The sequence below is a fragment of the Chitinophagales bacterium genome, assembly GCA_017303415.1.
GTDB lineage: Bacteria > Bacteroidota > Bacteroidia > Chitinophagales > Chitinophagaceae > SpSt-398.
Genome location: JAFLBJ010000001.1, coordinates 3,015,686 through 3,027,354, shown reverse-complemented (window position 1 = coordinate 3,027,354; position 11,669 = coordinate 3,015,686). Strand labels below are relative to the sequence as shown.

The following is an 11,669-nucleotide window of genomic DNA, read 5'->3' as shown; positions in this document are numbered from 1 at the left end:
TATTTTTTATTCCTTATTTCCCGGTTTTTCCTAAAAAATTTGGAGATCACGGAAATCTTTGTACATTTGATATCGAAATGATATCAAAATAAATCACTCTTAATATGGAAAAGAACACCAACCCCATGTCGGGTTTTTTAGCACTGCTTATTTCATTGGTCATGATGGCCGCCTCTATTTATTTCTTTATCCGGATCAAGGAAGGCGGATGGATCATCGCGGCGGCGGTTATCCTGCTCATTGCCAGCTTTTTCGTCATGGCGGGATTAATGGTCATTTACCCCAACCACTCCCGGGTATTGAACTTCTTTGGTAATTATGTGGGAACAGTGAAAAAGGACGGTTTGTTCTTTGTCAACCCCCTGTATACCAAGCAGAAGATATCCATGCGGGCGGAGAACCTGCAAGGGCAGACCTTGAAGGTGAATGACAAAATGGGTAATCCCATCGAGATCGGCGCCGTAGTGGTATGGCAGGTAGGCGATACCTACAAGGCCGCTTACGAGGTAGAAGATTATGAAGGCTATGTAAAAATTCAAAGCGAGGCGGCGGTACGTCACCTGGCGAATAGTTTTCCCTATGACAACCTGGAGGATGAGCATGCAGACATTACATTGCGTGATGGTGGTGATAAGGTGAATGGTATCCTGGAAAAGGAATTGGCCGATCGCCTGGCACCTGCGGGTATCATCATTCGGGAGGCCCGTATCGCGCACCTGGCTTATGCCCAGGAGATCGCGGGTGCCATGTTGCAAAGGCAACAGGCTACTGCCATCGTAGCGGCACGTACCAAGATCGTAGAAGGGGCTGTAGGCATGGTTGAAATGGCATTGGAAATGCTGAATAAAAAAGATATCGTAATTCTGGATGAAGAGAAAAAAGCAGCCATGGTCAGCAACCTGATGGTTGTTCTCTGTGGTGAACGTTCTGTTCAACCGATCCTGAACACCGGTACTTTATATCAATGATCCCAATAGTATGCAAGACAAACAGATCAAAGGAAATATTGTCTTCAAAGAGACACAGCGGTTTAGCCAGACCTGGTTCTGGCTACTGCTGATCTCACCCATTGTGATGTCCATTGGTATCACTATCCTGGCTCTGAGTGCTGATGATAAAAAAGAGGCTTGGTTTGTTGTACCGTTTGTACTGATTCTAAACCTTTCCATACTCTATGGATTTTATATCACCCGTCTTGAACTGATCGTGACCGATTGGGCGGTCTATTATCGATGGAGGCCATTTTCCCGAAAATACCGGCAGGTATCCAGGTATGATATTAAAGAAGCACGAATACGGAAAAGCCCTTTTTTACAGATTGGTTCCAAACGCATGGTCTTTGGATACGGGCATGTTCAGCACACAGGCACAAAAGAAGGAGTACAATTTGTACTTCATTCCGGAAAGAAAATTTTTATAGGTTCGGAGAAAGTAAAAGGCTTTTACCGGGCCATCGAGGCACTGGTCCCCGATCCATCTTAAATCCAATAAGGTGAGCGAGAAAAAAAGTTTTGTACTCAGGATAGATACGGAAACCTACAAGGCTCTGGAAAAATGGGCTGCGGATGAGTTTCGCAGTGTCAATGGACAGATCGAATATTTGCTTCACCAGAAATTACTGGAAGCAGGAAGAGGAAAGAAGAAAGGGGAGGAAGGCACAGGGAAAAATAAGAAATAAGGAACAATAAAAAAGGAATAAGGAAGTAGTTCAATACTTCCTTATTCCTTTTTTATTGTTCCTTATTTCTATTAAAAGCCTTTTTTCTGCTGGGCTTTCTGCATTGGGTTTATCCCTTGCGATTGGCCACGGGCAGCCTGTCTTTGTTTGAACAGCTGAAACTTGCTGGGTTCGGCTGCGATCTCTCCCCAGGAATTATTCTTCTCGTTGATGTCCGCTGTTTCTTTAAACGGATCCAGTTTCACTGACTTCACTTTTTTATCCTTCACAAAGGCCTTAACGATCTTGTTCTCGTTCTTTCTCCAGATCTGTGCGGGAATGCGCTCGATCTCTGTGGTGCCATCCTCAAAGGTCCATTCAAGGATGATGGGCATCACCAATCCGCCTTTATTGCTAAAGGTCAGTTCATACAGGTGTTTGTTGCTGTAAGCCTGTTTGGTGGCCTCATCCATTTCTTCCACACGGGGAGGATTGGTTACTTCGTACTTGGTGGTGTCATAAGACTCTATGCCGCGGGCATATTTCCAATAGAAATCACGCAAAGTGGTATCAACATCGGTTTGGAACTGGATCGATTTGTCCTCGCGGTTGCGGATCTTGGAAACATCCTCGAATGTATTTACCTGAGGTTTGGGAAGACTTACTTTGGTCTTTGTTTCCTTAAGCATGTTGGTAACGTCTGCAATTTCCGGTTTGGCATATTTCACGGTATCGAGTGAGATATCGCAGGCATCGGTGCTATAGAACCATCCTCTCCAGAACCAATCGAGGTCTTCGCCACTTGCATCTTCCAGCGTACGGAAGAGGTCAGCGGGTTCGGGATGTTTAAAGGCCCAGCGACGTGCATATTCTTTAAAAGAGAAGTCAAACAATTCACGACCCATAATGGTTTCGCGAAGGATATTCAATCCGGTAGCGGGTTTGGAATATGCATTCGGACCGAATCCAATGATATTCTCAGAATTGGTCATGATGGGTTCGAGCTGATCTTTGGGAAGGCTCATGTAGTCGGTAATGGTAAAGGCGGGTCCGCGACGGCTGGGGAATTTATTATCCCACAGTTCTTCTGCCAGGTATTCCACAAAGGTGTTAAGGCCTTCATCCATCCAGCTCCATTGACGTTCATCGCTGTTGATGATCATCGGGAAGAAGTTGTGTCCTACCTCATGTACTACCACACCGATCATACCGTTTTTAGTGCCTTCGGAATAGGAACCATCATCTTCGGTACGTCCAAAGTTGAAACAGATCATCGGATATTCCATACCATTTGCGGCTTCCACACTTTGGGCAACCGGATAAGGATAGGGGATCGTGAATTTGGAATAGGTCTTGATCGTATGTGCTACAACCTTGGTGGAATAGGGGCGATAAAGTCCATAGGCTTCTTTTCCGTAAAAACTCATCGCCATCACTTTTTTACCTTCTACATTTACGGGCATGGCATCCCATACAAATTTGCGGGAGGAACCCCAGGCAAAATCGCGGACATTATTGGCTTTGAAGACCCAGGTCTTCTTTTGGGTGCTTTTTTTCACTTCAGAAGCTTTTGCTTCTGCCAGGGTAACGATCTCTACAGGTTCTTTGGCGGTCTGTGCCTGTTTCCAACGGGCCAATTGAGCGGGGGTAAGTACCTGGGCAAGATTTTGGCATTCACCGGTGGAGCCGATCACGTGGTCAGCCGGAACCGTCATCTGTACTTTGAAATTGCCAAAGGTGAGGGCAAATTCACCACGACCGGTGAACTGATGGTTTTGCCAGCCCTGGAAATCACTGTAAACGCAAAGACGGGGATACCATTGGGTGATGGTGAAAAGATAGTTACCATCGCCGGGGAAGAATTCATATCCGCCACGACCACCCATGGTCATGCGGTCGGCGATCTTATAGCTCCAGTCAATTTTTACGACATATTGCTGACCAGGTTTCAGGGGAACAGGAAGGTCCACCCGCATCATGGTTTTGTTGATCGTGTATTTGAGTGGTTTGCCCAAGGCATCGGTCAATTTTGCAATTTTATGTCCATACCCATTGTCTTCTTTGGAACCTTGCAACCGGTCAAGTGTCTGCGGGCTGGCCTGGCGGGGAATGGAACTTCCATCTTCATAACCGGCATTGTTTACCGTGCTATGTTCATTCTCATCCAATTGAAACCAGAGATAGGTGAGGGTGTTGGGTGAGTTGTTGAAATAGGTGATGGTTTCACTACCCGTCAGTTTCAGGTTCTTTTCATCCAGTTCACATTTGATATCATAATCGGCCCGCTGTTGCCAGTATTTAGGGCCTGGGGCGCCGCTGGCAGTGCGGTATTCATTTGGCGTAGGGAGAATGCTACCTAACTGCTCAAATTTGTTCCCGTGGTTGGAACCCGGGTTGTTTTGCGTGTTTTGCGCCTGGGAACCCATCGAAAGGGTTAGCAGGAAGGCGCAAAAGACAAGTAGTGACCTCATGTATGTATGGTTTTGTTTATTGAAAACGATGTTTAGCTACCAGGGAATTCTTTCCAGGGTCATGATCATGGCGATGCCAAATATTGCACCAGATACAAATAACAAATAAGTTCTTCGTTCCACCCGTAACAATAACAGGAATATCCAGGAGATCAACATGGCCAGGGCCACGATCATCAGCTGACCCAGTTCAAGCCCCAGGTTAAAGGCCAGCAGATCAGCCACCAGGTTGTCATTTTTTCCTAAGATACTCTTTAGGTAGTTGGAAAAACCAAGTCCATGAATCAATCCAAAGAATAAGGCAAAAAAATAGATCAAAGGGAAGCGGCTCTTGAAATCAAACTTTTTGACACTCAAATTGCTCAAGGCGGTGATCAAAATGGTTACCGGAATCAGGAATTCGATCCAATCGGAAGGAATATCCACATAATTCAACGTACTCAGGGCCAGGGTGATCGAATGCCCGATAGTAAAGGCCGTTACCAAAACCAGCACCTTTTTCCAGTCGGCCACCGTGTACCGCAAGCAAAGAGCCAAAACAAACAAGATATGGTCATATCCCTTCCAATCGGCAATATGGTCCTTCCCCATGTCGAAATAGATCCAGAAATCTTGCATTTTTATAGAAAACATCAAAATAAATCAGACTTTTGTAATCTGGCAAAAAAATATGTCAATGGTAGATGGCTTATATAAATGGTTCTCAATAGGCATACTGGCCTTGTTACACCCCTTCTATGTGAGTGTGATCGAGGTGGAGCATAATGCCGATGAAAAGACCCTGGAGATCAGTTGCAAGATTTTTACGGATGATCTGGAAGCGGTCCTGCTCAAGAATTATGGCACCCTGGTTGATTTTAAAGTGGCCTCCCAAAAGGAGACGCAGAATAAACTGGTGACCGATTATATTCAAAAGCACCTGGTTTTAAAAGCGGATGGCAAACCTGTAAAGCTGGAGTTTGTTGGCTTTGAAGAAGAAAGAGAGGCGATTTGGGCGTATTGCCAGGTGTCGGGGGTGCCGACAGTAAAGAAACTCGAATTGGATGTGAGCATTCTCCATGATTACAATGAAAGCCAGATCAATCTGGTTCATGCAACCGCAGGGGGTGAACGTAAAAGTTATAAACTGGATTTTCCGAAAAGAACGGTGCAGTTTGAATGGAGCAGGTAATGGGGGATCACTCCATTTCCTCGCGAATTCCACTACTGATCTTCACCATCACTTTATCAATGCGGTGACCATCCATATCAATGATCTCAAAAGTAAATCCCTTCCATTCAAAGGTCTCTCCGGTTTGAGGTATATGTTCCAATTCATGCAGGATGAATCCGGCCAGAGTGTCAAACTCATGCTCCCCTTCGTTCATCCATTCTGTTTTTTCAAATTTATCCAGGAATTCATAAAAAGGAATCTGTGCATCCACCAGGTAGGAGCCATCAGATCTCTCGACGACCTCATAATCCATGATATCGGGTTGGGGTAATTCTCCCACAATAGCTTCCAGTATATCATTGAGGGTGATCATACCCTGTAAGGTGCCGTATTCATCCACAATGAAACAGGCATGCTGGGTACTGGTCTTAAATTTTTCCAATACCTGATAGGCCGAATTATTCTCCGGGATGAACAAGGCGGGTTGCATGATCTTGCTGAACTGAACGGAGTCCTCGGTGATATAAAGGTCCTTCAACGTAACCACCCCTTTCAGGTTATCAATATCCCCATCACAGATCGGGTAAAGCGAGTGGGGTTCACCCAGGATCTTTTCTTTTATCTTTTCTTCGGAGTCATTGAGTTCAAACCAGATGATATCACTGCGATGGGTCATCAGAGAGGTGATATTCCGGTCACCCAGGTGAAACACCCGTTCAATGATCTCCTGTTCGGCCTCATCAATGGTACCAGCTTCCGTTCCTTCGGTGATCATGGTCTTGATCTCTTCTTCCGTCACCGCATCTTCCTTGAGCCGTTTGATATTAAATAGGCGGAAAAAAATATTACTGACTGAATTAAGCAGCCAGACAATGGGGTAGGTGAGTTTGGCAAAAAAGGTGACGGGCCCCGCTACCATACGCGAGATCATTTCGGCTCTTAAAAGCCCGATCCGCTTGGGGATCAATTCTCCAAATACGATAGAAAGAAAGGTAACAAGTATGACGATCAGGGTAGTAGCGATCGTTTCCGCATAGGGAGCCAAAACCTCCACCTGTGCCACATAAGGTTCCAGATCGCCACTGAATTTTTCTCCGGAGTAAACCCCGGTCAGGATCGCGATCAGGGTAATTCCGATTTGGGCAGCCGACAGAAACAATTCGGGGTTTTCAGCCAGTTCAAGGGCTTTTTTGGCCTTCAGGTCTCCCTTATCCGCCTGGCTTTCCAGACGGCCTTTTCTCACCGAGACCAGTGCAATTTCCGACATGGTAAATAACCCGTTCAACAAGATCAGACCCGCCAGAATAAATATTTCCATTAACCTATATAGTTGGTGCTTTATCGAAGATACTGAATCCAAACCTCTTGTTGAAGACCCAGGCCGTGGCCGAGCCAAAAATCAAACCAATAAAGGCTCCACCGAGTATATCCAGTGGATAATGAACACCAACATAAACCTGGGAAAACCCGATCAAAGCTGCCCAGGCAAACGCGATTAGCCCCCATTTGCCCAAAAAACCACGGGTGGTCAGGTAAAAGAAAATGGCGATCCCGGTATGGTTGGCCGCGTGGGAGGATGTAAAACTATAACCTCCGGCGCAACGGTCGAGCACCAGGCGGATATGATCGATCATATCCGGGTCCTGGCAGGGTCGCAACCGTTCAAAATACATTTTAAACCCCTGGGAACTGACCATATCTGTCATGGCGACTGTGGAAAGAAAGAACAACACCCACCACCAGCCTTTCCGCCCAAAATTGAGCGTGAAAAAGACAAAAAGGAATAAATAAAGAGGAGTCCAGTAAACCGAATTACGGAGATAGGGAAATACCTGGTCAAACCAGGAGTTGGCAAGGCCACGATTGATCCATTCAAAAACATGTCTGTCCCACGAAATCAAAGTATCCATCATGGAAATCAGATAAGTTCCGCTAATCATGCCCCAAAATTAGTTGAACGGTCGCATTATTTGCCCTGGAGGTTGACGGGTTGTTCAATATTCCGTTTTTTTGCATTCCAATGCTGGTTCGTTATAAAATACCCAAGACCATCCTCTGGGTCATCAACCTGTTCCTCCTTTTCCTGGCGATCTTTACGATATTCCGGTTAGCTACCTTTTTTGCCTTCCGGCCGGAGAAACTGGGTTGGTCTGATTGCCTGCCTTCCTTTTGGCTGGGACTTGGATATGATCTTCGCTGGATCGCGCTGGTATTGCTGCCCATTGTTCTGGTAAGCCTTTCACCTCGTTTGTCTCCCTTTTATTCCGAAAAGAATAAAAAGTGGTGGACCTGGTACCTGGCCATTGCCACTTTTATCCTCTTTTTCTTTTTTGCGGCCGATTTTGGAAGCTTTACCTATAACCGCACCCGATTGGATGCCGGCGCCCTCAACTTTGCGGAAGATGCCAGCATTTCCCTCTCCATGTTGTGGCAGTCCTATCCCTTATTCTGGTTGGTGATGGGATTGGTGGTTGCGGTGTTGTTCTTTCGCTGGATGTATCACCGTTCACATTGGACTGTTATCAACCGGACCGATGGACACAAGATACCTTACCGCCGAAGCTGGTTTATCATAGCCGCCGTTTTCCTGCTGGTTCTGGTCTACGGGTTGGGTTTGCGCCCACTCACCTGGAACCGGGCCTTTCGCATGGGAGATAATTTCAAATCCTATCTGGCACTGAATCCCCTGCAGAATTTCTTTTCCACCCTGCGTTTCAGAAAGCCACAGATCAACGAATCAAAGGCCAGGGAATATTATCCGATAATGGCTGATCTGCTTCAGGTGCGTGACCGAAGCACCTTTAGCTATCGCCGGCAATACCTGCCTCATGGAAATTCCATTGAAAGCAAACCCAATATCGTTCTGGTTCTCTGCGAGTCTTTTTCCATGTACAAAAGCAGTTTAAGTGGTAATCCCCTCAATACGACTCCCTATTTTCAGGAAATGGCCAATAAGGGGATCTTTTTCTCCCGTTGTTTTACGCCGCATTTCTCTACTGCCCGTGGTTTGTTTGCTACGATTACCGGTATCCCCGATGTACAGTTGTATAAATTCTCTACCCGTAACCCGCTGGCGCTAAACCAGCATACGATCATTAATAGCTTTGAGGATTACCGGAAAATGTATTTTCTGGGGGGGAGTCCGGAATTCAACAACTTTGAAGGGATCCTGAAAAACATTGACGGACTGGAGATGTATACCGATGGCAAGTTTACTTCGCCACGGATCAATGTATGGGGAATCAGTGACAAGAACCTTTTTCTGGAAGCCAATCAGGTTTTTCGACAGCAGCAATCACCTTTTTTCGCCATCATTCAGACGGCTGACAACCACCGCCCCTTTATGATACCGGAAGAGGACAGTGATTTTGAAAAATTAAACCCTTCCCGGGATTCTTTACGACGATTTGGTTTTGATTCACCGGACGAATTCAACTCCTTTCGGTATTCGGATTATTGCATAAAAAAATTCATGGAGGCAGCGGAGAAGGAAACCTATTTTCACAATACCATCTTTGTATTCGTAGGCGATCATGGTGTGTCCGGAAATGCGCGGGAAATATACCCGGCACCCTGGACCGATCAACGATTGACCGATGAACATGTGCCCCTTCTTTTTTATGCTCCTTACTTGCTGACACCACAAAAAAGAGAGGAAGTGGTATCCCAGATCGATGTGCTCCCAACCATGGCGGGCTTATTAAGCCAGCCTTATGTCAATACCACACTCGGCAGAAATGTACTGGATGCGGCGCATAAGAATCACATGGCCTTTATCATCAACGGTCAAGGCAGGATTGGGTTGGTGACCGATCAGTACTATTTTACCATGAACATTGATATGACCTCGGGTGACCAGCCTGATACCACCGGAAGAATTTTTTTCCCCGATCCGCAATTGCACGCCATTCAACCCGGGGCTGTTGATCCGGCAGGAAAGCAAGCAGATTCGATCAAAAAGCAGATGTCGGAATTGACGCAGGCCTGGTATGAAACGGCCAAATGGATGTTGATCAATAATCCGAAACAGCCCGCTCACTGATACTTCTCTGCTATTACGATCAACCGGGGCGATTTTCTAACATCATAAGGTTGCAAGGCATAGTTGCCAAATACTTCTTTTACCTGGAAATGTTCATAGGCGAGCATTTCAGTAAAATCACCCAGGCTAAATTTCATCACACGTTCAGTGTACTCAATTGGTTGGCGGAGTGTGGGGTCGGTTACTTTGATCCGTTTAAAGAAGTAGCCCTCTTCCTGCCAGCGGTGTATTTCATAGCTGGTATCCTTTATTTGCCGGTTCTCTTCAGGAATGAGGTGGTCTTCGGCATAGTGTGGATTGAGATAATCGATGATCAATTTTCCACCTGTTTTCAACGCTCCTGCCATCGTACGCATGGCATCCTCATGTTCGCGACGGCTGGCGAAATAGCCAAAGCTGGTAAAAAAGTTAAAGCCATAATCATAGTAATTGACCCGAAAGGGCAGGCGCATATCGTGTTGAAAGAATTCCAGGTTATCGGATTCAAACTGCCGGGCATATTCAATACTGTCCGGGGCCAGGTCAATACCGGTAACAAAAAAACCTTTGTCGGATAATTGGCGGCTGTACCGGCCTTTTCCACAGGCGATATCCAGCATGCGGGAACCGGGCAGGGGTTGCAGGTGTTCGATCAGGTGATCGATAAAAGCAGCCGCTTCCTTTTCATCCCGCTGAAAATAGAGTTTATGGTAAAAAGGGGAATTGAACCAATCCACATACCAATTCTTGTTGCCCATACCCTGCAAATATACTTGTTCTTTAAACCATTAATTTTGCGTTCAAACTATCATCACTGTGGCACTGATAAAAAGCATTTCTGGCATACGTGGTACGATCGGCGGTAAACCTGGCGAAACACTCTCTCCCCTGGATGTGGTCCGTTTTACAGCGGCCTATGGCACGATCATTTCCAGGGGGAAAACAGATAAGGTAAAGATCGTTACCGGACGGGACGGGCGGATCAGCGGGGGATTGGTCAGAAACCTCGTGAACAGCACCCTGAATGCACTGGGAATCGATGTTGTAGACCTTGACCTTTCAACCACCCCAACGGTAGAAGTGGCCGTGACGATGGAAAAGGCAGATGGGGGCATTATTCTTACGGCAAGCCATAACCCCCGTGAATGGAATGCGCTGAAACTGTTAAATGAAAAAGGGGAGTTTATCTCTGCCGAAACCGGAAAAGAGGTACTTGATCTTGCAGCCCGGGAAGATTTTGTCTTTAGCACCGTAGACAAACTGGGCCTGACCATTTCCCATACAAATTATCTTGAGAAACATATCCAGGCCATTCTGGAATATCCGTTGGTAGACCGGGAATCCATTGCCGGAAAGAAGTTTAAAATAGTTGTTGACGCCATTAATTCAACAGGTGCCATTTATGTGCCGGCCCTGTTAAATGCGTTGGGGGTGGAGGATATCGTGGTCCTCAACGGAGAGATCAATGGACAGTTTGCCCATAACCCCGAACCACTTCCGGAACACCTGGTTGATCTGAGCAGGGAAGTGGTAAGACAGAAAGCGGACCTGGGTATTGCAGTGGATCCCGACGTGGACCGGCTCTGTTTTGTCAATGAAGATGGATCCATGTTTGGCGAAGAATATACACTTGTGGCAGTGGCGGACTATGTATTGGGAAAACGAAAGGGCAATACGGTCAGCAATATGAGCAGTACGAAGGCGCTTAAAGAAGTGACGCTGCAACATGGCGGACAATATTTTCCTTCTGCCGTTGGTGAAGTGAATGTGGTGAAAAAAATGAAAGAGGTAGATGCGGTTATTGGTGGAGAAGGAAATGGCGGGATCATTGTACCCGACTTTCACTATGGCCGGGATGCGCTGATCGGAATCGCTTTATTCCTGTCTCATCTCGCTCAAAAAGGGAAATCCATTGCTTCCCTTCGGAAATTGTATCCCCAGTATTTTATTTCCAAAAACAAAATAGAATTAGAAGCAGGCGTCAACCTGCCTGTTGTTTTGGATAAGATCCGCGAAAAATATAAGAATCATCCGGTCAACACCGAAGATGGCCTGAAGATCGAGTTTGAGAACGACTGGGTTCACCTTCGATCCTCCAATACCGAACCGATCATCCGCATCTATGCCGAAAGCGATTTCGAATCCAAGGCCGACAATATGGCCAAACGATTGATGGAGGATATTCGGGAGGTGTTGTAGGGGGATCTCGGATGTTGGAGGTTGGATGTTGGATGACGGATGACAGATGACGGATGACAGGGGTCCTTTGACCTATCCCCAACATCCAACATCCAACATCCTACATCCGACTTCCATCCTCTGTCATCCGTCATCCGTCATCTGTCATCCGACATCCAACCATCTTCC

Annotated in this window: 11 protein-coding genes; 6 read left to right on the top strand and 5 right to left on the bottom strand. The window is 46.3% G+C overall.

Annotation, left to right across the window (positions count from 1 at the left end; translation table 11 throughout):
- The first annotated feature begins 104 nt into the window (after positions 1-104).
- Genes J0M30_13180 through J0M30_13170 form a run of 3 tightly spaced genes read left to right on the top strand, consistent with a single transcriptional unit; the run spans position 105 to position 1,678 of the window.
- Positions 105-968: an SPFH domain-containing protein gene (locus tag J0M30_13180; GenBank protein ID MBN8668447.1), complete on the top strand. Its 864-nt coding sequence runs from the start codon at positions 105-107 to the stop codon at positions 966-968.
- A 10-nt stretch (positions 969-978) separates the two neighbouring features.
- Positions 979-1,482 (top strand): hypothetical protein, encoded by a 504-nt coding sequence (locus J0M30_13175; GenBank protein MBN8668446.1) that lies wholly within the window; start codon positions 979-981, stop codon positions 1,480-1,482.
- Between the two features lie 10 nt (positions 1,483-1,492).
- A complete protein-coding gene (locus J0M30_13170; GenBank protein ID MBN8668445.1) occupies positions 1,493-1,678 on the top strand; it encodes an Arc family DNA binding domain-containing protein in 186 nt (61 codons plus the stop codon).
- Between the two features lie 71 nt (positions 1,679-1,749).
- Here J0M30_13170 and J0M30_13165 read toward each other — a convergent pair whose 3' ends face one another.
- Both J0M30_13165 and J0M30_13160 read right to left on the bottom strand, forming a co-directional pair.
- On the bottom strand, positions 1,750-4,128 hold the full coding sequence (locus tag J0M30_13165) for a M1 family metallopeptidase (protein MBN8668444.1): 2,379 nt from the start codon (positions 4,126-4,128) through the stop codon (positions 1,750-1,752).
- A gap of 36 nt (positions 4,129-4,164) precedes the next feature.
- Positions 4,165-4,731: a HupE/UreJ family protein gene (locus J0M30_13160; GenBank protein MBN8668443.1), complete on the bottom strand. Its 567-nt coding sequence runs from the start codon at positions 4,729-4,731 to the stop codon at positions 4,165-4,167.
- A gap of 73 nt (positions 4,732-4,804) precedes the next feature.
- Here J0M30_13160 and J0M30_13155 point away from each other — a divergent pair, with 73 nt between their 5' ends.
- On the top strand, positions 4,805-5,299 hold the full coding sequence (locus tag J0M30_13155) for a hypothetical protein (protein MBN8668442.1): 495 nt from the start codon (positions 4,805-4,807) through the stop codon (positions 5,297-5,299).
- Positions 5,300-5,306: 7 nt separating this feature from the next.
- Here the strand turns inward: J0M30_13155 and J0M30_13150 are convergent, their stop codons facing one another.
- Both J0M30_13150 and J0M30_13145 read right to left on the bottom strand, forming a co-directional pair.
- Positions 5,307-6,599 (bottom strand): HlyC/CorC family transporter, encoded by a 1,293-nt coding sequence (locus tag J0M30_13150; GenBank protein MBN8668441.1) that lies wholly within the window; start codon positions 6,597-6,599, stop codon positions 5,307-5,309.
- 4 nt (positions 6,600-6,603) lie between these two features.
- Positions 6,604-7,194 carry a phosphatase PAP2 family protein gene (locus J0M30_13145; GenBank protein MBN8668440.1) on the bottom strand — a complete coding sequence of 197 codons (591 nt, stop codon included), beginning with the start codon at positions 7,192-7,194 and terminating at the stop codon, positions 6,604-6,606.
- A 107-nt stretch (positions 7,195-7,301) separates the two neighbouring features.
- Between J0M30_13145 and J0M30_13140 the strand changes: the two genes are divergently transcribed.
- A complete protein-coding gene (locus J0M30_13140) occupies positions 7,302-9,323 on the top strand; it encodes a sulfatase-like hydrolase/transferase (protein ID MBN8668439.1) in 2,022 nt (673 codons plus the stop codon).
- On the opposite strand, the gene J0M30_13135 is transcribed toward J0M30_13140, so the two are convergent.
- The gene (locus J0M30_13135) at positions 9,317-10,060 is read right to left on the bottom strand and encodes a class I SAM-dependent methyltransferase (GenBank protein MBN8668438.1); all 744 of its coding nucleotides are present in this window, start codon (positions 10,058-10,060) and stop codon (positions 9,317-9,319) included. The genes J0M30_13140 and J0M30_13135 overlap by 7 nt on opposite strands.
- 58 nt (positions 10,061-10,118) lie before the next feature.
- Here J0M30_13135 and glmM point away from each other — a divergent pair, with 58 nt between their 5' ends.
- Positions 10,119-11,501: a phosphoglucosamine mutase gene (gene glmM / locus J0M30_13130; GenBank protein ID MBN8668437.1), complete on the top strand. Its 1,383-nt coding sequence runs from the start codon at positions 10,119-10,121 to the stop codon at positions 11,499-11,501.
- The last annotated feature ends 168 nt before the right edge of the window (positions 11,502-11,669 follow it).

Bases quoted from the DNA above. Each gene is read 5' to 3' on its own strand.
- J0M30_13180 (MBN8668447.1), top strand. From the start codon at position 105: ATGGAAAAGAACACCAACCCCATGTCGGGTTTTTTAGCACTGCTTATT.
- J0M30_13175 (MBN8668446.1), top strand. From the start codon at position 979: ATGCAAGACAAACAGATCAAAGGAAATATTGTCTTCAAAGAGACACAG.
- J0M30_13165 (MBN8668444.1), bottom strand. From the start codon at position 4,128: ATGAGGTCACTACTTGTCTTTTGCGCCTTCCTGCTAACCCTTTCGATG.
- J0M30_13155 (MBN8668442.1), top strand. From the start codon at position 4,805: ATGGTAGATGGCTTATATAAATGGTTCTCAATAGGCATACTGGCCTTG.
- J0M30_13150 (MBN8668441.1), bottom strand. From the start codon at position 6,599: ATGGAAATATTTATTCTGGCGGGTCTGATCTTGTTGAACGGGTTATTT.
- J0M30_13145 (MBN8668440.1), bottom strand. From the start codon at position 7,194: ATGATGGATACTTTGATTTCGTGGGACAGACATGTTTTTGAATGGATC.
- J0M30_13140 (MBN8668439.1), top strand. From the start codon at position 7,302: ATGCTGGTTCGTTATAAAATACCCAAGACCATCCTCTGGGTCATCAAC.
- J0M30_13135 (MBN8668438.1), bottom strand. From the start codon at position 10,060: ATGGGCAACAAGAATTGGTATGTGGATTGGTTCAATTCCCCTTTTTAC.